A 21,646-nucleotide genomic window follows, 5' to 3' on the forward strand; every position below is an offset into this window, starting at 1 on the left:
CCGCGCCCTGCAGCGCGAGGCCGGCGTCCAAACGCGGCTCCTACAATCCGGCCCTCGCGCGCATGCGCGCAGGTGCTTTTTCTAAACTAACAGAGTTTCGCCGTGGCTTCCAAAACCCAGCGCCCCCCTGCTCCCGCACGCCGCATCCAGGCCCGCCGTTCGGGCGTCCATGGCAAAGGGGTGTTCGCCGTGCAGGACATCGCCGAGGGCGAGACCGTCATCGAGTACGTGGGCGAGATCATCAGCTGGCAGGAGGCGCAGGACCGCCACCCGCACGACCCGAGCGACCCCAACCACACGTTCTACTTCCACGTCGACGAAGACCACGTGATCGACGCCACCTACGGCGGCAACTCCTCGCGCTGGATCAACCACGCCTGCGAGCCCAATTGCATCGCCGACGAAGTGGACGGCCGCATCTTCATCAAGGCGCTGCGCGACATCCACGCCGGCGAGGAACTGAACTACGACTACGGGCTCATCATCGACGAGCCCTATACCAAGAAGCTCAAGGCCGAGTACCCCTGCTGGTGCGGCGCCAAGAGCTGCCGCGGCACGCTGCTGTCGCCCAAGCCGCGCAAGCGCCCATGAGCTCGCTGCGCTGGCCTGCCGAGGACATCTGGGAAGCGGTGGCGCCCACCCTGCCGGGCTTCACGGTCGAGGTGCTGCCCGAGACCGACTCGACCAGCAGCGAACTGATGCGCCGCATCCGCGCCGGGCGGCCCGAGCCGACGCTGCTCGTGGCCGAGCGCCAGACCGCTGGCCGCGGCCGCATGGGCCGGCCCTGGCAGGGCGAGGTGGGCAGTTCGCTGGCCATGTCGCTGGCGCTGCCGCTGGCGCCCCGGGACTGGTCGGGCCTGTCGCTGGCCGTGGGCATGGCCGTGGTCGGCGCCCTGCATCCGGCGCTGCAGCTCAAGTGGCCCAACGATGTCTGGTTCCAGGACCGCAAGCTGGCCGGCATCCTGATCGAGACCGTGGCGGCCGGCAGCGAACGCCATGCCATCGTCGGCATCGGCGTCAACATCGCGCCGCGCGGCGGCGATGGCCTGTCGACGCCGCCCGCGGCGCTGGCCGAACTGCAGCCCGGCTGGGATGCCGGCCAGGCCCTGCGCGCCATCGCGCTGCCGCTGGTGCAGGCCATCCAGCGTTTCGAGGCCGAGGGCTTCGCGCCGTTTCGCGCCGCCTTCGAGGCGCGCGACCTGCTCAAGGGCCGGCCGCTGCGCCTGTCCGACGGCACCGAGGGCGTGGGCGACGGTGTGGACCCCGATGGCGCGCTGCGCGTGCAGACGGCCACCGGACTGCAGCGCATCAGCAGCTCCGAAGTCAGCGTGCGGCCGGTGAAGGGCTGAGCATGCTGCTGCGGACCACGGCCCTGGCCCTGCTGTTCGCCAACTGCGCCTACTTCGCGTGGTCGCAGGGCCTGCTGGCACCGGTGGGGCTGGCGCCGGAGTCGGCGCGCGAGCCGCAGCGGCTGGAGCAGCAGATCCGGCCGGAGGCGCTGCGGGTGGCACCAGCGGCCTCGGAACCGGCCCCGACGGCCCCTGAGCCGCCCCAGCCCTCCGCGGCACCGGCTTCGCCGCCCGAGGCGTCCGCCCCTGCCGCGGCCTGTTTGCAGGCCGGCCCGCTGGACAACGCCCAGGCCGAGAGCTTGCGCCGCGCACTGGCCGCCGGCGGCGTGCCGGCGACGGCCTGGACGCTGGAGCCGATCGCGCCGCCCGACCGCTGGATCGTCTACATGGGCCGCTACACCGACGCCGACGCGCTGGAAAAGAAGCGCGCCGAGTTGCGCGCCCTGCGCGTGGACACGGCGCCGGTCACGCAGGCCGCGCTCGCACCCGGCCTCTCGCTGGGCGTGTTCTCGACACAGGAATCGGCCAACGAGCACCTGGCCCAGCTGGCGCGGCGCGGCGTGCGCACCGCCCGCGTGGTGACCGAGCACCGCGAGCCGAGCTCGGCGCGACTGCGGCTGCCCGCTGCCGACGCGGCCTTGCGCGAACAGGTGCAGGGCCTGCTGGCCGGCCGCCCGCTGGCGCCCTGCTGAACGCTCAGCTGCGCGCGGGCTCCGGACCGAAGCGCACTTCCACGCAGGTGCCCGGCGGCTGCCGGCCCGGGTGCGCATCGCGCAAGGCCACGGCGGCGCCATGCTGGCCTGCAATCTCACGCACGATGGACAGGCCCAGGCCGGAGCCGTCCGCGTCCGTGCCCAGCGCGCGGTAGAAGGGCTGGAACACCAGGTCGCGCTCGGCCGCGGGGATGCCGGGGCCCGAGTCCTCCACCTGCAGGCGCAGCGGGCCGTTGCCATCGGCCGCCAGCACGTGGGCCGTCACCACGCCGGGCCGGTCCGGGCGCGAGGGCGTGTAGGCGATGGCGTTGTCGACCAGGTTGCGCACCAGTTCCTTGAGCAGCGTGGCATTGCCTTCGAGCTGCACGCCGGCCGCGCCGGGCAGGGCGCCGTCGTAGCCCAGGTCCAGCGACTTGTCCATGGCGCGCGGCAGCGCCTCCTGCACCACGTCCATGACCAGCCGCGCGAGGTCGCAGGGCTGGCGCGCGATGGGCGCGCCGGCGTTCTCGGCGCGCGCCAGCGCCAGCAGCTGGTTGACGGTGTGCGTGGCGCGGATGCTGGAGCGGCGGATCTGCAGCAACGACTGCTTGAGTTCGTCGGCGTTGGCGCCATCGCGCTGCGCCAGGTCGGCCTGCATGCGCAGCCCCGCCAGTGGCGTCTTGAGCTGGTGCGCGGCATCGGCCAGGAATCGCTTCTGCGTGGCGATGGAGTCCTTGAGCCGCCGCAGCAGATCGTTGACCGAGGACACCAGCGGCGCCACCTCCAACGGCACGGTGCGGTCGTCCAGCGGCGAAAGGTCGTCGGGCTTGCGCGCGCGAATGCGCTCCTCCAATTCGGACAGCGGCTTGATGCCACGCACCAGCGCCAGCCAGACCAGCAGCACCGCGAGCGGCAGGATCACGAACTGCGGCAGCATCACGCCCTTGATGATCTCGGCGGCCAGCACGGAGCGCTTCTCGCGCGTCTCGGCCACCTGCACCAGGACCGTCTGGCCGCTGCTGTCCAGCGCCACCCAGGTGTAGGCCACGCGCAGGCCCAGGCCGCGCAGCTCGTCGTCGCGCAGCCGCACCTCGCCGGGCTGGGGGCGTTCGGCGTCGCGCGGCAGGGCCAGCTCGCGCTCGCCGGCCAGCAGTTCGCCGCGCGGTCCCAGCACCTGGAAGAAGACCTGATCGGACTCGTCGGCGCGCAGCAACTCGTGCGCCGGTGGCGGCAGGCTGAACTGCAGCCGCCCGCTCTTGGGCAGCGCCACCTGCTGGGCCAGCGCGCGCACGTTGTGCTCGAGCGCGCGGTCGAACGGGTTGCCGGCGATGCCCTGGGCCACCAGCCAAGTCAGCACCAGGCTGACCGGCCACAGCAGCAGCAGCGGCGTCAGCATCCAGTCCAGGATTTCGCCGAACAGCGAACGCTGCTCGCGCTGGAAGATCTTCACGCGTTGATTTTTTCGAGGCAGTAGCCGAGCCCGCGGACCGTGGCGATGCGGATCGGGCCCTTCTCGATCTTCTTGCGCAGGCGGTGGATGTAGACCTCGATCGCGTTGGTCGAGACCTCCTCGCCCCACTCGCACAGGCGCTCGACCAGCTGGTCCTTGCTGACCAGGCGGCCAGCGCGCTGCAGCAGCACCTCCAGCAGGCCCAGTTCGCGCGCGGAGAGTTCAACCATGCGGCCGTCGATGGTGGCCACGCGGCCGGCCTGGTCGTACTCCAGCGGGCCGTGGCGGATCGAACTGCTGGTGGCGCCGCTGCCGCGCCGCGTGAGCGCGCGCACGCGGGCCTCGAGCTCCTGCAGCGAGAAGGGCTTGGCCATGTAGTCGTCGGCGCCGTAGTCCAGGCCCTTGACGCGCTCTTCGACGCTGTCCGCGGCCGTCAGGATCAGCACCGGCAAGGCCGAGCCGCGGCCGCGCAGCGCGCGCAGCACCTCCAGGCCGTGCATGCGCGGCAGGCCCAGGTCCAGGATCAGCAGGTCGAACTGGCTGCTGGTGCGCAGCGCGGCATCGGCCTCTGTGCCGCTGGCCACGTGGTCCACGGCCGCGCCGGAGCTGCGCAATGCGCGCAGCAGGCCGTCGGCCAGGACCTGGTCATCCTCGGCGATCAGAATGCGCATGCGGTTCTCCGGTTGGCAGGTGAAGCAGAAATTCTAGGAGCCCACATAGGCCTCCAGCCCCAGGCTCACGACGGTGGCCACCTCGGCCCCGACCGCCTCGCGGAACTCGGCCTCGGCCTGGGCCAGCGCACCGCGGAAAGCCTGCTGCCAGGCCAGGCCATCGGGCGTGAAGCGCACGACACGGGCCCGCGCATCGTGTGGATCCGCCACCCGCGTGACCAGGCCCCAGGCCTCGCATTGCGCGATCAGGTCGCCCATGGCCTGCTTGCTCATGCCGGCACGCTCGGCCAGCACGCCGGGCCGCGTGCCGGCCACGTCCAGGTGCCGTGTGATGTGCACGTGGGCGGCGCTGACCTGGGCCCGCGCCGCAAGGTTGGACAGGGCCAGCGGCACCTGCACGTCGTGGGCCATGAGCGCCAGCACGCGCGCATCGAAACGGCGCAGCGCCTCACCCATCAAACGGCCCAGATGGGTGGTGCGCCAGGCCTCGTCCGGGTCGGTGGCCTGCATCCGCAGATCGTAAGGCAAACTGACCAAAAAACATGATTCTTCAAATCAACAGCTGCACTACACTACTGGTCAAGCATCCAGACAGTATGTAGTCACAGTTCAGATGCAGTTCGCAAGTCATTGATCTCAAGGAGATTTTTCATGGACGCCCCAGTGAAACCCAATCCCGCCCAAGCAGAACGCACCAAGGCCTTGCAGGCCGCCCTGGCCCAGATCGAAAAGCAATTCGGCAAGGGCACCATCATGCGCCTGGGCGAAGGCGAGGTGATCGAGGACATCCAGGTGGTCTCCACCGGCTCGCTGGGCCTGGACATCGCGCTGGGCGTGGGCGGCCTGCCGCGCGGCCGCGTGGTCGAGATCTACGGCCCGGAATCCTCGGGCAAGACCACGCTGACGCTGCAGGTCATTGCCGAGATGCAGAAGCAGGCCGGCACCTGCGCCTTCGTCGATGCCGAGCATGCGCTGGACATCCAGTACGCGCAGAAGCTGGGCGTGAACCTGCAGGAGCTGCTGATCAGCCAGCCCGACACCGGTGAGCAGGCCCTGGAAATCGTCGACAGCCTGGTGCGCTCGGGCGCCGTGGACCTGATCGTGGTCGACTCGGTCGCCGCGCTGACGCCCAAGGCCGAACTCGAAGGCGAAATGGGCGACTCCCTGCCCGGCCTGCAGGCCCGCCTGATGAGCCAGGCGCTGCGCAAGCTCACGGCCACGATCAAGAAGACCAATTGCATGGTCATCTTCATCAACCAGATCCGCATGAAGATCGGCGTGATGTTCGGCAGCCCCGAAACCACCACGGGCGGCAACGCGCTGAAGTTCTACGCCTCGGTGCGCATCGACATCCGCCGCACCGGCACCATCAAGAAGGGCGACGAGGCCATCGGCAACGAGACCAAGGTCAAGGTGGTCAAGAACAAGGTAGCGCCACCGTTCAAGACGGCCGAGTTCGACATCCTGTTCGGCGAGGGCATCTCGCGCGAAGGCGAGATCATCGACATGGGCGTGGAGGCGCGCATCGTCGACAAGTCCGGCGCCTGGTACGCCTACAACGGCGAGAAGATCGGCCAGGGCCGCGACAACGCCCGCGAGTTCCTGCGCGAGAACGCCGACCTGGCGCGCGAGATCGAGAACAAGGTGCGCGAGAACCTGGGCATCGCGTTGCTGCCGCCCGCCGCCGCGCCCGCCAAGGGCGAGTGACCGGCGCCCGGCCTGCGCTCTCGCTGAAAGGCAGGGCGCTGCGCATGCTCTCCCAGCGCGAACATTCGCGCCCCGAGCTCGAGCGCAAGCTGGCGCGCCACACCGAAGACGCCGAGGAACTGGCGCGCGCGCTGGACGAGCTGCAGGCCAAGGGCTTCATCAGCGAGGCGCGGGTGGTCGAGTCCGTGCTGCACCAGCGCGCAGCCCAGTACGGCGCACTGCGGCTACGCCAGGAACTGCAACGCAGGGGGGTGGCGTCGGCCGCCATCACCGAGGCCGTGGCCGGCCTGGCCGACAGCGAGTTCGAACGTGCACTGGCGCTGTGGCAGCGCCGCTTCGCGCCGGCAGCCGACGCGCGCGAACACGCCAGGCAAAGCCGCTTCCTGCTGGCGCGTGGTTTCTCGGGCGCGGTGGTGACGCGCGTGCTGCGGCACCGGCCCGACAATGCGGACTGAATGCCCGCTTCTCCTGCACGCGCCCTCTCGGCGCTGACCTTCGCCTTCGGCCTGAGCCAGTTCTTCCGCAGCTGCCTGGCCGTGATCGCACCCGAGCTGCAACGCGACCTCGGCCTGTCGGCCGCTGGTTTCGGCCTGCTGTCCTCCTGCTTCTTCCTGTCGTTCGCGGTCGCGCAGATCCCGGTCGGGATCGCGTTCGACCGCTACGGCGTGGGCCGGCCCACGCGCTGGCTGATGTCCATCGGCGTGTTCTCCTCGCTGCTGTTCGTGTTCACGCCGAATGGGCCGACGGCCATGCTGGCCCAGGCCGGCCTCGGCCTGGCCTGCGCGCCGGTGTTCATGGGCCTTATGCACTACGCCGGCGCGCAGCTGCCCCAGGCGCAGTACGTCGCCTTCGTCGGCCGCGCCAACGCCACCGGCATGCTGGGCGCGCTGTGTGCCACGCTGCCGCTGGGCTGGGTCGCCCAGCACCTGGGCTGGCGCAGCGGGATGGCGTTCGCCGGGCTGTGCATGCTGCTGGCCTGTGTGGCCGTATGGCGCTCGCTGCACGACGAAGGCGATGCCGACGCGCGCCGCGAGGCGCCGATGGCCATGCTGGGCTCCAGCGCCGCGCTGCTGCTGCGGCCCGTGTTGTGGACGCTGATACCGCTGTGCGTGGCGATGGCGGCCGGCACCAGCTTTCGCAACGCCTGGGGTGGCCCGTACCTGGCCGACCTGTTCGGGCTGCAGACGCAGGGGCGCGGCCTGGCGCTGTCGGCCGTGACCATCGCCTGCTTCGGCACCGCGCTGCTGCTGCCGCGGCTGGTACGCCGCAACGGGCTGCGCGCGACCGTGCTGGGCTGGACGCTGCTGTCGCTGGCCGGCGCGCTGGTGCTGGTGCTCTGGCCGGGCGGTGGCGCCATGCTGGCGCATCTGGCGGCCATGGCCCTGCTCGTGACCATCGGCATGCTGCATCCGCTGGTCATGACGCATGGCCGCGAGTTGCTGCCGCCAGCCTTGCGCGGGCGCGGACTGGGTGTACTCAATAGCTTCGTATTCCTGGGCTCGGCGCTGACGGCCTGGGCCTTCGGTCAGATCGCAGACACCGGCCAACGCGCCGGCTGGACGCTGGAATGGACCTGGTCGGCGATCTTCGGCTGTGCCGGCGTGCTGGTGCTGCTTGGCGCGCTGCCCTACCTGTTCAGCCCGCGCCCCAGCACCAAGCCTTGAGCGGGCTCAGAGGCCCAACATCAACTTGAGGTTCTGCACCGCGGCGCCGCTGGCACCCTTGCCCAGGTTGTCCAGCCGCGCGATGACGACGGCATGGCGCGCGTCTTCGTTCGGGAACACGCGGATCTCAAGCTGGTTGGTGTCGTTCAACGCCAGCGCATCGAGCTTGCCGCTGTCGGTGGGCGGCAGCACCTGCACGAACTGCTCGGGCGTGTTGCTCTTGGCGTAGTGGCTGGCGAGCGCGGCTTGCAGGTCGGCCGCGCGCGGCTTGCCGGGCAGGTCGTCCAGGTGCAGCGGCAACTGCACCAGCATGCCCTGGCGGAAGTTGCCGACCGAGGGGATGAAGACCGGCCGGCGCGTGAGGCCCGTGTAGGCCATGATCTCGGGGATATGCTTGTGCTTGAGGCCCAGCGCGTAGGTCTCGAACAGCGGCGCCTCGTTCTTCTCGTAGGCCTCGATCATGGTGCGGCCACCACCCGAGTAGCCGCTGACGGAAGGCAGCGCGATCGGGAAATCGACGGGCAGCAGGCCGGCATCGACCAGCGGCCGCACGATGGCGATGGCCCCCGTGGCGTAGCAGCCCGGGTTGGCCACGCGGTCGGCCTGCGCGACCCTCGCAGCCTGGCCGGCCACGAGTTCGGGAAAGCCGAACACCCAGGACGGGTTCACGCGGTGGGCCGTGGAGGCGTCGACGATCTTGGGCTTCTTGCCCTGCAGCTGGTCGATCAGCGCGACCGACTCGATGGCCGCATCGTCGTGCAGGCACAGCACGACGAGATCCACGCCGGCCATGAGGTCGCGCTTGGCGGCGATATCCTTGCGCAGCTCGGGCGCGATGCTGACGAGTTCGATCTGCGGCATGGCCTGCAACCGCTCGCGGATCTGCAGGCCGGTGGTGCCGGCTTCGCCATCGATGAAGATTTTGGCCATGGTGTTCACTCGCTTGAAGGTACGCTTTATGCGGGTTCGTACGTGTTGACCGCACAAAATTGGTGCAACGCACCATGATACAGTCGCCGGCTGTCCGCCGTCTGGTTGTCAAGCATCCGTCGCTGGTGGACAACAGCGAAGCCCATTCGCCTCTCCGTCCCCAACCCTCTTCCGAGAGACCTCCTCATGAAGATTCACGAGTACCAAGGCAAGGAAATCCTTGCCAAGTTCGGCGTACCGGTGCCCCGCGGCATTCCGGCTTACACGGTGCAGGAGGCGGTCGAGGCCGCCCAGAAACTCGGCGGCCCGGTGTGGGTGGTCAAGGCCCAGATCCACGCGGGTGGCCGCGGCAAGGGCGGTGGCGTGAAGGTGGCCAAGAGCATCGAGCAGGTCAAGGAACTGGCTGGCCAGATCCTGGGCATGCAACTCAAGACGCACCAGACCGGCCCCGAAGGCCAGAAGGTCCGCCGCCTGTACATCGAGGACGGTGCCGACATCCAGAAGGAGTACTACATCTCCGCCGTGACCGACCGCGCCACGCAGAAGGTGGCCTTCATCGCATCGAGCGAAGGCGGCATGGACATCGAGGAAGTGGCCCACTCCACGCCCGAGAAGATCATCACGGTGTTCGCCGACCCCAAGGAAGGCCTGACCGACGCGCAAGCCAAGGAAATCGCCGACGGCATCGGCATGCCGGCCGATTCGACCGCGCAGACCGTCGACATCCTGAAGAAGCTCTACACCTGCTACATGGAAACGGACGCCTCGCTGGTCGAGATCAATCCGCTGAACCGTGACAGCAAGGGCAAGGTCATCGCGCTGGACGCCAAGTTCAACTTCGACAGCAACGCGCTGTTCCGCCACCCCGAGATCGTCGCCCTGCGCGATCTGGACGAGGAAGACCCGGCCGAAGTGGAAGCCTCCAAGTTCGACCTGGCCTACATCAGCCTGGACGGCAACATCGGCTGCCTGGTGAACGGCGCCGGCCTGGCCATGGCCACCATGGACACCATCAAGCTGTTCGGCGGCGAGCCGGCCAACTTCCTGGACGTCGGCGGTGGCGCCACGCCCGAGAAGGTGACCGAAGCCTTCAAGATCATGCTGAAGAACAAGAACGTCCAGGCCATCCTGGTCAACATCTTCGGCGGCATCATGAAGTGCGACACCATCGCCACCGGCGTGATCGCAGCCTGCAAGGCCGTGAACCTGTCCGTGCCGCTGGTCGTGCGCATGAAGGGCACGAACGAAGAACTGGGCAAGAAGATGCTGGCCGAATCCGGCCTGCCCATCATCGCCGCAGACACCATGGCGGACGCGGCCCAGAAGGTCGTGGCCTCGGTCAAGAAGTAAGGAAGCGTCATGTCGATCTACATCAACAAAGACACCAAGGTCATCACCCAGGGCATCACCGGCAAGACCGGCCAGTTCCACACGGAAAAGTGCCAGGAGTACGCGAACGGCAAGAACGCGTTCGTCGCCGGCGTGAACCCGAAGAAGGCCGGCGAGTCGATCTTCAACATCCCGATCTACGCCTCCGTCAAGGAAGCCGCCAGCCAGACCGGTGCGACCGTGTCGGTGATCTACGTGCCGCCTCCGGGCGCTGCTGCCGCGATCTGGGAAGCCGTCGAAGCCGACCTGGACATGGCGATCTGCATCACCGAAGGCATCCCGGTCCGGGACATGCTGGAAGTGCGCAACAAGATGAAGGCCAAGGAAGCTGCCGGTGGCAAGAAGACGCTGCTGCTGGGCCCGAACTGCCCCGGCCTGATCACGCCCGACGAGATCAAGATCGGCATCATGCCCGGCCACATCCACCGCAAGGGCCGCGTGGGCGTGGTCTCGCGCTCCGGCACGCTGACCTATGAAGCCGTGGCCATGCTGACCGAAATCGGCCTGGGCCAGTCCAGCGCCGTCGGCATCGGTGGCGACCCGATCAACGGCCTGAAGCACATCGACGTGATGCAGGCCTTCAACGACGATCCGGAAACGGACGCCGTGATCATGATTGGCGAGATCGGCGGCCCGGACGAGGCTGACGCAGCCCGCTGGTGCAAGGAAAACATGAAGAAGCCGGTGGTCGGCTTCATCGCTGGCGTGACCGCGCCTCCTGGCAAGCGCATGGGCCATGCCGGTGCGCTGATCTCCGGCGGCGCCGACACGGCGGATGCCAAGCTGGCCATCATGGAAGAGTGCGGCTTCACGATCACGCGCAACTTCTCGGAGCTGGGCAAGCTGCTCAAGTCCAAGCTGTAAGAACCGGTCAGGTTCTGGTCAGGCTACGCAGTTCCACGAACTGCGCCGCTCCGGATTGCTGGGTAGACTGACCCGGCACACAAGAAAGCGCCCTGTACGGGCGCTTTCGCATTCATAACAGCCGGAGAAATTGCTCATGTTCCTGGGTCTCGACCTGTCTTCCGCCGCGTTCTGGAGCGCCTTCGGCTCCATCCTGATCGCCAATGTGGTGCTGTCTGGCGACAACGCCGTCGTCATCGCCATGGCGGCGCGCACGCTCAAACCCGAACAGCGCGGCAAGGCCATCTTCTTCGGCAGCGCCGCCGCCATCGTGATGCGGATCGTGCTGACCATCGTGGCGATCCGCCTGTTGACGCTGCCCTTCCTGAAGATCATCGGCGCCGGCCTGCTGACCTACATCGGCGTGGACCTGCTGATGGGCGAAGGCGATGGCGATGGCGAGGCCACCGAAGTCTCCGGCATGTTCAACGCCATCCGCACCATCCTCGTGGCCGATCTGGTCATGAGCCTGGACAACGTTCTGGCCGTCGCGGCCGCAGCCCAGGGCAACATGCCGCTGCTGGTGCTGGGCCTGTTGGTCAGCGTGCCGCTGATCGTGTTCGGCGCCTCGCTGCTGACCAAGGTGATGGAGCGCTTCCCCATCATCATCACCATCGGCGCAGCTTTGCTGGGCTTCCTGGCTGGCGAGATGCTGCTGACCGATCCGGCAGTGGGCCAGTACATCGGTGCCGTCAGCGAAACCACGGTCAAGGCCGCCGGCCTGGCCGGCGCCGTGCTTGTCGTGGCGCTGGGCAACTGGCTGCAGCGCCGCGGCAACGCGTGAGCAGGCCTGCGACGCTGCGCTGTTGCAGGAACAGCGCAGACGGCACACCACTTCGCCCCGTGGCGGCGATATTTTTTCTTGTGCTGCGGCAAATCGCCTCGCCATGTAACAGAATGTGGAGTCCACGCCCTGGCCTTGTTCGGTGCACCGCTGCTGGCCCTAGCCGCTGAGCGCCCTTTGCCTGCATGCGTGGCATTTCCATGCAGACGCAAGCCAGGCAAAGGGCACGAGTGCAGGTACAGCACACCAACCTCCATAAACGTGGTCGCGGCCCATCCAGCGGCTGGGATGGTGATCGGCCGGGCGCGCCATGAACTACCAGTTCCAGACGTTGACCCATCCCGGCCGGCTGCGCCACAACAACGAAGACGCCGCGGCTTTTGACCCTGCCTGCGGCTGCAGCGTGCTGGCCGACGGCATGGGCGGCTACAACGCCGGGGAAGTGGCCAGCAGCATGGCCGTCAACGTCATCCTCGCCGAATTCGCGGCCTGGTACGCTGCAGCGGGGCCCGGCGCTTCCGTGCGCGAGGTCCGCAAGGCCATGGAGCGTTGCGTGCAGCATGCGAACCAGGCCATCCTGAGCACGGCGCGTGCCGACCCGGACTGCGCCGGAATGGGCACCACGCTGGTCATCGCCATGTTCCATGAGCAGCGCCTGGTACTTGGCCACGTCGGCGATTCGCGCGCCTATCGGCTGCGTGAAGGGCAGCTGCAGCAGATCACGCGCGACCACTCCTTGCTGCAGGAGCAGCTCGATGCCGGGCTGATCACGCCCGCGCAGGCCGCCGTATCGTCGCAGCGCAATCTCGTCACGCGTGCCCTGGGCATCGAGTCCGGGGCCGAGCTGGACCTCAACGAGTTTGCGGTGGAAGCCGGCGATCTCTACATGCTGTGCTCGGACGGGCTGTCGGACATGGCGAACGACAGCGAGATCGAGGACATCCTGCGCGCGACCGGCTCGCTCGAGCACAAGGCCCGCCGCCTCATCGACCGCGCGAACGCCAATGGCGGCCGGGATAACATCACCGTCCTGCTCGCACAGGCGATGTCCACTCCGCCAAACCGGCCGGGCCTGGTTTCCAGGCTGCTGCGCACTTGAAATCCATCGACATCCAAATGATCAGACCCAGGAGCCGACCATGCCAAAGTTGATCGTCTCGATCGACGGTGTAGTCATCAAGGAAGTCCAGCTCACCAAGGACCGCACGACGCTCGGCAGGCGTCCGTACAACGACGTCGTGATCGACCATCTTGCCGTCAGCGGCGAGCATGCAGCCGTGCTGATCGCCGGCAACGAAGTGCAGCTGGAAGACCTCAACAGCACCAACGGCACCTACGTCAACAGCCGCCCCATCCGCAAGCAGGTGCTGCGCCACAACGACATGGTCGAGATCGGCAAGTACAAGATCAAGTTCCTGCACGATGCGCAGGACGGCAACGAAACACGGGCACCAGTGGCGCCAGCGCCGGCCGCCGCGCGCGCCGAAACCCCGACACCACAGCGCCGGGCCTTCGACACCGTTCTGGGTGCCGACCTCGAAGCAGCGGCCGGCCCCGCATCGATCCGCGTGACCTCCGGCTCGGCCGCCGGCCGCGAAGTTGCTCTGGTCAAGGTCGTCACCACCATCGGCAAGCCGGGTGTGGCGGTTGCCGCCATCACGCGCCGCCCCCACGGCTATGTGGTCGTGCATGTGGAGGGAGCACATGCTCCGATCGTGAATGGCACCACCGTCGGCACGACACCAGTGGACCTCAAGCACGGCGACGTGCTCCAGTTGGCCGGTACGCACATGGAGTTCCTCCACAGCCTTTGAGCGGGCAGCGTGGCCGCTCGGCAGATCGTGCAAGTGCAGGACATTGTTCGCGACGGAATCAGCAAAATTTCTCGACAGCGGGTCACCACTGCCTGTAGCCTTCAGCATCGCGTCCTGACCTGGGGTGTCGGACGCCCATTTCCTTATTTCACCGAAGGAACCGGATGAAACTGCGCGTGCTCGGCTGTTCCGGCGCCATTGCAAAGGACTGTCGCACGACGTCCTTTCTGCTTGATGCCGACGTGCTGGTCGATGCCGGTACGGGCGTGGGAGACCTGAGCCTGGATGAGATGCGCCTGATCGACCATGTGTTCCTGACCCATTCGCACCTGGACCACATCGCCGCGCTTCCGCTCATGGTCGATGCCATTGCATCGCAACGGACCAAGCCCATCAGCGTGCACGCGCTGCCGGGCACCATCGCAGCACTCAAGGCGCATGTCTTCAACAACGTGATCTGGCCCGACTTCAGCCGGATCCCATCGGAAGCCGCTCCCTTCGTGCGTTTCCACGAGATCGAGATCGGTACGCCAGTCCAGGTCTGCGGCAAGACCATCGAACCCTTGCCTGCGGTGCACACGGTGCCAGCATGCGGCTATGCCGTCTCGGCGGGGGGCGCGCATTGGGTGTTCACCGGCGACACGGAACGCAACCCGGCATTCTGGCAGCGCCTGGAGCAGCTGGATGTGTCGATGCTGGTAATCGAAACCGCGTTCAGCAACCGCGAGCAGGAACTCGCCCGGCGCAGCCTGCACCTGTCGCCCGTCGCGCTGGCGGAAGAACTGGCACACATGGACCACGCCCGCAACGTGCCGGTCTACATCACGCACACCAAGCCGTCGGAGACCGTGCTGATCATGGCCGAGATCGACCAGTTCGACCGCAACGCCACCCACAACAGCCAGCCCGGCGCGCATGACATCCGCTGGCTGGAAGCTGGCCAGGAATTCGAGATCTAAGACCGGGTCATGGCCAGGGCGCCATGGAAAAGTCGATCGACAGCGGATACCACTGGATCAGCGTTCGGGAGCACGACGGGCCAGGACAGCACAGCGAAGGACGCAGCGTCCTGCCACCGCTGCCGCACCTGGATGCGCAGGTCGACGTTCCAGAAGTACGCTTTGTCCTTCATCAAGACCTGCTTGATGGCTTGCGAAGGCATGTCTGTCTCAGTGTTAGTCTTCGCTTCAGCAAAAACCCTTGCGGCACGGCCGGAAGGCTGAGGCGCCGTCGGGATCTGCTACTCTGCATACATTCCGTTTTCCATCATCACAAAAGGGGGATCCCATGTCCAAAGCGAGTGCATCCAGCGTCGAATCCCAAGAACAACTGGTCAGCGACATCAAGTCCGTCATCTCCGATGCCGAGGAAATGTTGAGCGCCACCGCAGACCAGGCCGGCGAGAAGGTCAACAACCTGCGTGCGCGCATCCAGGTTCGCCTGCACGATGCCAAGCTGCGCCTGGTCGACGCCGAAGAAGCTCTGTTGGCCAAGACCAAGGCAGCAGCCCGTGCCACCGACGAATACGTGCACGAGTCGCCCTGGACCGCCATTGGCGTTGCCGCCGCGGCTGGCGTGCTGCTGGGCCTGGCCCTCGGCCGGCGTTGATCGTTCCGCACCCCATCCTCGGACCCTGGCATGGCTAGCGGACCCCGCGGCGCAGCCTCGGGTGCTGGCCCGGTCGGTGCGGTGCGCCGCATGCTGTCGACCCTGCTGGATCTCGCCCAGACACGGCTGCAGCTGATCGGCAACGAGATCCAGATCGAGAAACACCGCGCGCTGCAGATGCTGGCGCAGGCGCTGCTCGCCGTGTTCTGCCTGTGCATGGCCCTGCTGATGGCGGTCGGGCTCATCCTGGCGCTGTGGTGGGAGCAGCGCATCGCGGTGTTGTGCGTCCTGCTGGTCCTGTTCGCTGCGGCCACGTTCTGGCTGCAACACCTGGTCCGCAGCCGGCGCGCCATGCAGGACCATCCCTTCGCCGCCAGTCTGGCGGAGTTGCAGGAGGACCTGCGGCAGCTGAAGGAGACGGCCCATCATGCGCCGCCGCAAGAGCCTCGCTGAACTGGAGCGCGAGCGCGGCCGCTTGCTGGAACGCATCGGCACGCAGCGCAGCCAGTTGCCAGCCCAGTTCGCGCCGGTGGCGCACCTGCTGCAGTTCGGCGAACGCGTTGCACACACCATGCAGGCTGCGCGCACGTTCGTACAGCGACATCCGTGGGCCATGGGCGCCATCGGCGCGGTGCTGGTGATGCGCCGGCCGCGCTCCCTGGGGCGCTGGATGAAGCGCGGCCTCCTGGTCTGGCGCACCTGGCGCACCGCCCGCAATTTCGCCCAGGTGGTCCAGCGTCAGCTGAACCGCCCCCCCGGTTGACTCAAGCCACCAGGTAGCGGCGCAGGTAGCGGCCCGTGTGGCTGGCCGCGTGCGCGGCGATCTGTTCGGGCGTGCCGACGGCCAGCACCTGGCCACCACCGGCGCCGCCCTCCGGTCCCATGTCGATCAGCCAGTCGGCCGTTTTGATCACATCCAGGTTGTGCTCGATCACGACGATGGTGTTTCCCGCATCGCGCAGCTGGTGCAGCACGCGCAACAAGAGATCAATGTCTGCGAAATGCAGACCGGTGGTCGGTTCGTCCAGGATGTACAGCGTGCGGCCGGTGTCGCGCTTGGACAGCTCCAGCGCCAGCTTGACCCGCTGCGCCTCGCCGCCCGACAGCGTGGTCGCGGCCTGGCCCAGCTTGATGTACGAGAGCCCCACATCCAGCAGCGTCTTGAGCTTGCGCGCCAGCGCTGGCACCGCCTGCAGAAACTCGTAGGCCGCCTCGACCGTCAAGTCCAGGATCTGGGCGATGTTCTTGCCCTTGTAGACGACTTCCAGCGTCTCGCGGTTGTAGCGCTCGCCGTGGCAGACGTCGCAAGGCACGTAGACGTCCGGCAGGAAGTGCATCTCGACCTTCACAACGCCGTCACCCTGGCAAGCCTCGCAGCGCCCGCCGGCCACATTGAAGGAAAAGCGCCCGGGGCCGTAGCCGCGCTCGCGCGCCGTCGGCACTTCGGCCATCAACTCGCGGATCGGCGTGAACAGGCCCGTGTAGGTGGCCGGGTTGCTGCGCGGCGTGCGGCCGATCGGCGACTGGTCGACATTGATGACTTTGTCGAACTGTTCCAGCCCGGCGATCTCGTCGTGCGCCGCCGGCTCCTCGTGGGCCCGGTAGATCTGGCGCGCCGCCGCCGCGTACAAGGTGTCGTTGACCAGCGTGGACTTGCCCGAGCCCGACACACCCGTCACGCAGGTGAACAGCCCGACCGGAAAGTCCACGTCCACGCCCTTGAGGTTGTGGCCGCGCGCGCCACGCACACCGATGGTCTGCAGCGCACCGTTGGCGGCATCGCCCGTGGCCGGCAACCAGGGCGTGCGCCGCGCGGGCACGTCGATGCGCAAGGTCCCGGACAGGTAGCGACCGGTGAGCGAGGCGGCATTGGCCTTGATGGCGGCAATGTCGCCCTGGGCCACGACACACCCGCCATGCACACCGGCGCCCGGCCCCATGTCGATGACATGGTCGGCAGCGGCCATCATGTCTTCGTCGTGTTCGACCACGAGCACGCTGTTGCCCAGGTCGCGCAGATGCTGCAGCGTGCCGATCAGGCGGTCGTTGTCGCGCTGGTGCAGGCCGATGCTCGGCTCGTCCAGCACGTACATCACGCCGGTCAGGCCCGAGCCGATCTGAGAGGCCAGCCGGATGCGTTGCGACTCCCCGCCCGACAGCGTCTCGGCGCTGCGGTCCAGGCTCAGGTAGTTCAGGCCGACATCGTTGAGAAACTTCAGGCGCAAGCCGATCTCGCGCACCACCTTGGCCGCGATGTCCGCCTTGGACCCGTGCAGCTGCAGGCCATCGAAGTAAGCCTGGCTTTCGCGCAGCGTGGCGCTGCTGATCTCGTAGATCGCCCGCGCCTGCGCACCCTCGCCCACCTTCACATGGCGTGCCTCCCGGCGCAGCCGCGAGCCGTGGCATTCGGGGCAGGGCTGCACGCTGCGGTAGCGGGCCAGGTCTTCGCGCACCACCGACGAATCTGTCTCGCGGTAGCGGCGCTGCATGTTGGGGATCACACCTTCGAAAGGGTGCTTCTTGGTCAGCTTCTTGCCCTGGAAGTTGCCCGATTCCATGACGTAGCTGAACTTGATCTCTTCCTCCCCAGAGCCGTGCAGCACCACCTGGCGCACCTCTGCGGGCAGCTCGTCCCACGGCACCTCGGCATTGAAGCGGTAATGTTTGGCCAGGCTTTCGACCAACGCGAAGTAGTAGCCGTTGCGCCGGTCCCAGCCCTTGATGGCGCCACTGGCCAGACTCAAGGTCGGAAAGCCGACCACACGCGTGGGGTCGAAGAACTCCTGTGCGCCCAGCCCGTCGCAGCTGGGACAGGCGCCGACCGGCGAATTGAACGAGAACAGCCGCGGCTCCAGTTCGCTGATCGAATAGCCGCAGACAGGGCAGGAGAACTTGGCGTTGAACAGGTGCTCGCGCGGCCGCCCCGGCGAGCCATCGGCGTTCGGCGGGGCGTCCATCTCCAGCGCGATGGCGCGGCCATCGGCCAGCCGCAGCGCCGCCTCGAAGCTTTCCGCCAGGCGCTGGCGCAGACCGCCGCCTGCCCCCTCCTGCTCGGCACGCACCTTGATGCGGTCGATCACCACGTCGATGTCGTGCTTCTCGGTCTTCTTGAGCTTGGGAAGGTTGTCGAAATCGTAGGCCTGGCCGTCGATGCGAAAGCGCACGTAGCCCTGCGCCTGCAGTTCGGCAAAGACGTCGGTGAACTCACCCTTGCGCTCGCGCGCGATCGGCGCCAGCACCATCAGCCGGGTGCCTTCGGGCAGCGCCAGCACCGTGTCCACCATCTGCGCCACGGTCTGGGCCGACAGCGGCAGGTCGTGGTCCGGGCAGTAGGGCGTGCCGGCGCGCGCGAACAGCAGGCGCAGGTAGTCGTGGATCTCGGTCACCGTGCCCACGGTGGAGCGCGGGTTGTGGCTGGTGGCCTTCTGCTCGATCGAGATCGCGGGCGACAGCCCCTCGATCAGGTCCACGTCGGGCTTGTCCATGAGCTGCAGGAACTGCCGCGCATAGGTCGACAGGCTTTCCACGTAGCGGCGCTGCCCCTCGGCGTACAGCGTGTCGAAGGCCAGCGAGGACTTGCCCGAACCCGACAGCCCCGTGATCACGACCAGCTGGTTGCGCGGGATGTCCAGGTCGATGTTCTTGAGATTGTGCGTGCGCGCACCGCGGACGCTGATGCGCTGCAATTGCAGCGCGGTCCCGAGGTAGGAGCCGTCCGTGGGGTGGTTCAAGATGGGGCGTCCGGGAAAACCCGCCATGATAAGCGGCAGCGCTTTTGGACGCAGGCCCCGCCTCTCCAAACCCGGATGCGGCACAATCGACGCCCTTTTCTCTCGCAACGGCAGCACAGGCATCACCATGGCATCCGTCAACAAAGTCATCATCGTCGGCAACCTGGGCCGTGACCCCGAAACGCGCACCTTCCCGAGCGGCGGCCAGGTCTGCAACGTGCGGATCGCCACCACCGACCGCTGGAAGGACAAGCAGAGCGGCGAGATGCGCGAGATCACCGAATGGCACAACGTGGTCTTCAACGACCGCCTGGCCGAGATCGCCAACCAGTACCTGCGCAAGGGCTCGCAGGTCTATGTCGAAGGCTCGCTGCGTACGCGCAAGTGGACCGACAAGGACGGCAACGAGCGCTACACCACCGAGATCCGCGCCGACCAGATGCAGATGCTGGGCAGCCGCCAAGGCATGGGCGGTGGTGGCGGCCCGTCCGGCGACGACGACGGCGGCTACGAAGCGCCGCGCCGTCCGGCCGCACCGCCGGCCCGCGCTCCCGCGCCCCGCGCGGCACCGGCTCCGGCGCCCAAGGCGTCGAGCGGTTTCGACGACATGGACGACGACATTCCGTTCTGACGCAACGCTCCGCGTTGGAAGCAAAGGCCTGTGGCGCCCGTCGCCATGGGCCTTTTCTCTTTCCGCATCACTTCAGCGTGACGACCACGCCAGGCGCGAGCTGTCGCGCACGATGAGCTCGCACGGAACGACATGTGTCGCAGGCGGCGCGTCGACCTCTCTTCCAGCTTTCAGGCTCAGCACGACCTGGGCCGCCTTGAGGCCGATGTCGTAAGGCCGCGGCCGCACCGTGGTCAATGCGGGATGCACGCGCGCAGCGATCGGCGCATCGCCGAAGCCGGCGATCGCGAAGTCCTGGGGAAAGCGGATGCCACGGGCGGGCGCCGCCAGGATGGCGCCGACCGCCATGTTGTCGCTGGCGAAGATGACGGCCTGCGGCCGCTGGTCCGGCGGCTCGCGCGACAGGCGCTCCAGCATCTGCGCACCGGCATCCAGCTCGTCGTCGCAGGAGGACGCCTGGACATCCGACGCGAGACCTGCCGCTGCCATCGCCTGCGCGTAACCCAGCGCGCGCTGCTGCGCACGGAAGTCCTGCGGCGCCTGCCGCAGCGCGAAGCGGATGCGCCGTGCACCCTGCTCCAGGAAGTGCCGCGCCAGCTCCTTGCCGATGTCCGCGTGCGGAAAACCGACCTGGTGGAACGGCCGCCCGGGCACCACGCCCCAAGTCTCGACGATCGGGCAGCGCGCGGCGCGCAGCAGCGCTTCGGATTCGGGCGTGTGGTCGTCGCGGGTCAGGATCAAGGCGCTGGGATGCCAGCCCATGAAGGCCCGCATGGCGCGCTCCTCGCGCGCTTGCGAGTACTCGGTGTTGGCCAGCAGCAGCTGCAAGCCCGACCCCTCGAAGCCATCGCCCATGCCCTTCACCAGGTCCGCGAAGGTCGAACTGCCCGTGTTCTGCATCACGGCGCCGACGACCCGGCTCTCCGCTGAGGCCAGCCGCCCCGCCATCTGGCTGGGCACGTAGCCGGTCTCCAGGATGATCTGGTGCAGGCGGTCGCGCACGGCCGGCGACACCTTCTCCGGCGCATTGAAGTAGCGCGACACGGTGATCGAGGACACCCCCGCCAGCGCCGCCACGTCATGGATGGTGTGCGTGCCGAGCTTGCGGCGGGGTGTGCGCACCCGCGCCGTGGATTCCACGGCGGGATCCCTGGCCAGAGCGCCAGACGCCTCATCAGGGTTTACCCTTGGACCAGGTGGAATGGATTGACGCATTGCAGCGAGCGAATATACAGTCGCGCCAATGTTACCGGTGACAGTTACCGGTAACAAGTCGGCGGCGCGGACCGCAAAAGGAGACAGGAACATGCACATCACCCATCGGCTGGCACTTTCGCTGGCCATCGGCGCTGCCGCCCTCGCTGGCCATGCCCAGGGGACCTACCCCGAGCGTCCTCTGACCCTGGTGGTGCCCTATCCCGCCGGTGGCGTAGCCGACACGATCGCGCGGCCACTCGCACAGGAACTGGGCAAGCGCCTGGGCCAGCCGGTCGTCATCGACAACCGCGCCGGCGCCAACGGCAACATCGGCTCGGCCTTCGTCGCCCGGCAGCAGCCTGCCGACGGCTACACCATCCTGCTCGGATCGACCAGCACGCTGGCCGTCAACCCGCACCTCTACAAGTCGACGGGCTACGACCCGGCCCGGGACTTGCAGCCGCTGACGCTGACGCACCAGATGCCCAACGTGCTCGTGGTCGGCGCCGGCACGCCCTACAAATCGGTGGCCGATGTCGTCGCGGCCGCCAAGGCACAGCCCGGCAAGCTGGTGTTCGGCTCGGCCGGCAACGGCAACACCATGCACCTGGCCGGCGTGGTGTTCCAGGAGAAGACCGGCACCCAGTTGCTGCATGTCCCGTACAAGGGCGGCCCGCCGGCCCTCAACGACGTGCTGGGCGGCCAGATCCCGATGATGTTCCACAACCTGCCGGCCGTGGTCACGTTCCGCCAGGCCGGCAAGGTGCGCGTGCTGGCCGTCGCGGACACCAAGCGCTCGCCGGTCCTGCCGGACGTACCGACCATGGCCGAGGCCGGCGCGCCCGGTGTCGTGTCCATCGTCTGGAACGGCCTGCTGGTGCGCCAGGGCACGCCACCGGCCATGGTCCAACGCCTGAACACCGAACTGCGCGCGATCCTGGAATCGCCCGATTTCCGCAAGCCGCTCGAAGCCCAGGGCTACGAGGTGCTGTCGTCCACACCCGCTGAATTCGAAACCCTGCTGCGCAAGGACCTGGCCGCCATGGCCACCACCGTGAAGCAGGCCGACATCCGGATCGACTGAGGCCGCGCGCCCGGTCCGCCATTGCCTTCGCACTTCTCTGCC

The 21,646-nt window shown here is 67.7% G+C and carries 23 protein-coding genes and 1 pseudogene; 17 read left to right on the forward strand and 7 right to left on the reverse strand.

What is annotated here, in order from left to right; all coding sequences use genetic code 11:
- Positions 1-102: 102 nt before the first annotated feature.
- From ACSQ4M_RS02690 to ACSQ4M_RS02700, 3 genes and pseudogenes are all read left to right on the forward strand, one after another.
- A pseudogene (locus ACSQ4M_RS02690) lies at positions 103-573 on the forward strand (SET domain-containing protein); the annotation flags it as partial.
- A gap of 14 nt (positions 574-587) precedes the next feature.
- Complete coding sequence (locus ACSQ4M_RS02695; protein ID WP_436188135.1) at positions 588-1,349, forward strand: biotin--[acetyl-CoA-carboxylase] ligase; 762 nt, start codon at positions 588-590, stop codon at positions 1,347-1,349.
- A 2-nt stretch (positions 1,350-1,351) separates the two neighbouring features.
- Positions 1,352-2,041, forward strand: a complete 690-nt coding sequence (locus ACSQ4M_RS02700; protein WP_436188136.1) for an SPOR domain-containing protein — start codon at positions 1,352-1,354, stop codon at positions 2,039-2,041.
- Positions 2,042-2,045: 4 nt separating this feature from the next.
- Here the strand turns inward: ACSQ4M_RS02700 and ACSQ4M_RS02705 are convergent, their stop codons facing one another.
- From ACSQ4M_RS02705 to ACSQ4M_RS02715, 3 genes are read right to left on the reverse strand one after another with little or no spacing between them, the layout of a single operon-like run.
- Positions 2,046-3,491 carry a sensor histidine kinase gene (locus tag ACSQ4M_RS02705; protein ID WP_436188137.1) on the reverse strand — a complete coding sequence of 482 codons (1,446 nt, stop codon included), beginning with the start codon at positions 3,489-3,491 and terminating at the stop codon, positions 2,046-2,048.
- The gene (locus ACSQ4M_RS02710) at positions 3,488-4,162 is read right to left on the reverse strand and encodes a response regulator (protein ID WP_436188138.1); all 675 of its coding nucleotides are present in this window, start codon (positions 4,160-4,162) and stop codon (positions 3,488-3,490) included. The genes ACSQ4M_RS02705 and ACSQ4M_RS02710 overlap by 4 nt, the downstream gene beginning before the upstream one ends.
- A gap of 33 nt (positions 4,163-4,195) precedes the next feature.
- On the reverse strand, positions 4,196-4,672 hold the full coding sequence (locus ACSQ4M_RS02715; protein ID WP_436188139.1) for a MarR family winged helix-turn-helix transcriptional regulator: 477 nt from the start codon (positions 4,670-4,672) through the stop codon (positions 4,196-4,198).
- A gap of 141 nt (positions 4,673-4,813) precedes the next feature.
- Between ACSQ4M_RS02715 and recA the strand changes: the two genes are divergently transcribed.
- Genes recA through ACSQ4M_RS02730 form a run of 3 tightly spaced genes read left to right on the forward strand, consistent with a single transcriptional unit; the run spans position 4,814 to position 7,533 of the window.
- Positions 4,814-5,869, forward strand: a complete 1,056-nt coding sequence (gene recA, locus ACSQ4M_RS02720; protein WP_436188140.1) for a recombinase RecA — start codon at positions 4,814-4,816, stop codon at positions 5,867-5,869.
- On the forward strand, positions 5,866-6,324 hold the full coding sequence (recX, locus tag ACSQ4M_RS02725) for a recombination regulator RecX (protein WP_436188141.1): 459 nt from the start codon (positions 5,866-5,868) through the stop codon (positions 6,322-6,324). Before recA ends, recX begins: the two co-directional genes overlap by 4 nt.
- Positions 6,325-7,533 carry an MFS transporter gene (locus tag ACSQ4M_RS02730; RefSeq protein ID WP_436188142.1) on the forward strand — a complete coding sequence of 403 codons (1,209 nt, stop codon included), beginning with the start codon at positions 6,325-6,327 and terminating at the stop codon, positions 7,531-7,533.
- A 6-nt stretch (positions 7,534-7,539) separates the two neighbouring features.
- On the opposite strand, the gene argC is transcribed toward ACSQ4M_RS02730, so the two are convergent.
- The gene (gene argC / locus ACSQ4M_RS02735; RefSeq protein WP_436188143.1) at positions 7,540-8,463 is read right to left on the reverse strand and encodes an N-acetyl-gamma-glutamyl-phosphate reductase; all 924 of its coding nucleotides are present in this window, start codon (positions 8,461-8,463) and stop codon (positions 7,540-7,542) included.
- A 186-nt stretch (positions 8,464-8,649) separates the two neighbouring features.
- On the opposite strand from argC, the gene sucC reads away from it, so the two are divergent.
- From sucC to ACSQ4M_RS02765, 6 genes are all read left to right on the forward strand, one after another.
- Entirely contained in the window at positions 8,650-9,813 is a 1,164-nt protein-coding gene (gene sucC / locus ACSQ4M_RS02740; RefSeq protein ID WP_056898580.1) for an ADP-forming succinate--CoA ligase subunit beta, read from the forward strand.
- A gap of 9 nt (positions 9,814-9,822) precedes the next feature.
- Positions 9,823-10,716 carry a succinate--CoA ligase subunit alpha gene (gene sucD, locus ACSQ4M_RS02745; RefSeq protein WP_436188144.1) on the forward strand — a complete coding sequence of 298 codons (894 nt, stop codon included), beginning with the start codon at positions 9,823-9,825 and terminating at the stop codon, positions 10,714-10,716.
- Between the two features lie 136 nt (positions 10,717-10,852).
- Positions 10,853-11,539, forward strand: coding sequence for a TerC family protein (locus ACSQ4M_RS02750; protein WP_436188145.1), 687 nt, complete (start codon positions 10,853-10,855; stop codon positions 11,537-11,539).
- 310 nt (positions 11,540-11,849) lie between these two features.
- Positions 11,850-12,638 carry a Stp1/IreP family PP2C-type Ser/Thr phosphatase gene (locus ACSQ4M_RS02755; protein ID WP_436188146.1) on the forward strand — a complete coding sequence of 263 codons (789 nt, stop codon included), beginning with the start codon at positions 11,850-11,852 and terminating at the stop codon, positions 12,636-12,638.
- 40 nt (positions 12,639-12,678) lie between these two features.
- Entirely contained in the window at positions 12,679-13,353 is a 675-nt protein-coding gene (locus ACSQ4M_RS02760) for an FHA domain-containing protein (RefSeq protein WP_436188147.1), read from the forward strand.
- A gap of 164 nt (positions 13,354-13,517) precedes the next feature.
- The gene (locus ACSQ4M_RS02765; RefSeq protein ID WP_436188148.1) at positions 13,518-14,312 is read left to right on the forward strand and encodes a 3',5'-cyclic-nucleotide phosphodiesterase; all 795 of its coding nucleotides are present in this window, start codon (positions 13,518-13,520) and stop codon (positions 14,310-14,312) included.
- Here the strand turns inward: ACSQ4M_RS02765 and ACSQ4M_RS02770 are convergent.
- A complete protein-coding gene (locus tag ACSQ4M_RS02770) occupies positions 14,309-14,515 on the reverse strand; it encodes a hypothetical protein (protein WP_436188149.1) in 207 nt (68 codons plus the stop codon). The genes ACSQ4M_RS02765 and ACSQ4M_RS02770 overlap by 4 nt on opposite strands.
- 125 nt (positions 14,516-14,640) lie before the next feature.
- Here ACSQ4M_RS02770 and ACSQ4M_RS02775 point away from each other — a divergent pair, with 125 nt between their 5' ends.
- From ACSQ4M_RS02775 to ACSQ4M_RS02785, 3 genes are read left to right on the forward strand one after another with little or no spacing between them, the layout of a single operon-like run.
- On the forward strand, positions 14,641-14,961 hold the full coding sequence (locus tag ACSQ4M_RS02775; protein ID WP_056655507.1) for a DUF883 family protein: 321 nt from the start codon (positions 14,641-14,643) through the stop codon (positions 14,959-14,961).
- A gap of 30 nt (positions 14,962-14,991) precedes the next feature.
- Positions 14,992-15,414 (forward strand): phage holin family protein, encoded by a 423-nt coding sequence (locus ACSQ4M_RS02780; RefSeq protein ID WP_436188150.1) that lies wholly within the window; start codon positions 14,992-14,994, stop codon positions 15,412-15,414.
- Complete coding sequence (locus tag ACSQ4M_RS02785; RefSeq protein ID WP_436188151.1) at positions 15,389-15,724, forward strand: YqjK family protein; 336 nt, start codon at positions 15,389-15,391, stop codon at positions 15,722-15,724. The genes ACSQ4M_RS02780 and ACSQ4M_RS02785 overlap by 26 nt, the downstream gene beginning before the upstream one ends.
- A 1-nt stretch (position 15,725) precedes the next feature.
- Here ACSQ4M_RS02785 and uvrA read toward each other — a convergent pair whose 3' ends face one another.
- A complete protein-coding gene (gene uvrA / locus ACSQ4M_RS02790) occupies positions 15,726-18,719 on the reverse strand; it encodes an excinuclease ABC subunit UvrA (RefSeq protein ID WP_436188152.1) in 2,994 nt (997 codons plus the stop codon).
- Positions 18,720-18,819: 100 nt separating this feature from the next.
- Between uvrA and ssb the strand changes: the two genes are divergently transcribed.
- Positions 18,820-19,323 carry a single-stranded DNA-binding protein gene (gene ssb, locus ACSQ4M_RS02795; RefSeq protein WP_436188153.1) on the forward strand — a complete coding sequence of 168 codons (504 nt, stop codon included), beginning with the start codon at positions 18,820-18,822 and terminating at the stop codon, positions 19,321-19,323.
- Positions 19,324-19,395: 72 nt separating this feature from the next.
- Here the strand turns inward: ssb and ACSQ4M_RS02800 are convergent, their stop codons facing one another.
- On the reverse strand, positions 19,396-20,463 hold the full coding sequence (locus ACSQ4M_RS02800) for a LacI family DNA-binding transcriptional regulator (protein ID WP_436188154.1): 1,068 nt from the start codon (positions 20,461-20,463) through the stop codon (positions 19,396-19,398).
- A gap of 166 nt (positions 20,464-20,629) precedes the next feature.
- Between ACSQ4M_RS02800 and ACSQ4M_RS02805 the strand changes: the two genes are divergently transcribed.
- Positions 20,630-21,604 (forward strand): Bug family tripartite tricarboxylate transporter substrate binding protein, encoded by a 975-nt coding sequence (locus ACSQ4M_RS02805; RefSeq protein ID WP_436188155.1) that lies wholly within the window; start codon positions 20,630-20,632, stop codon positions 21,602-21,604.
- Positions 21,605-21,646 lie beyond the last annotated feature (42 nt).

It is taken from the genome of Pseudorhodoferax sp. LjRoot39 (genome assembly GCF_964253035.1).
Lineage (GTDB): Bacteria > Pseudomonadota > Gammaproteobacteria > Burkholderiales > Burkholderiaceae_C > Pseudorhodoferax.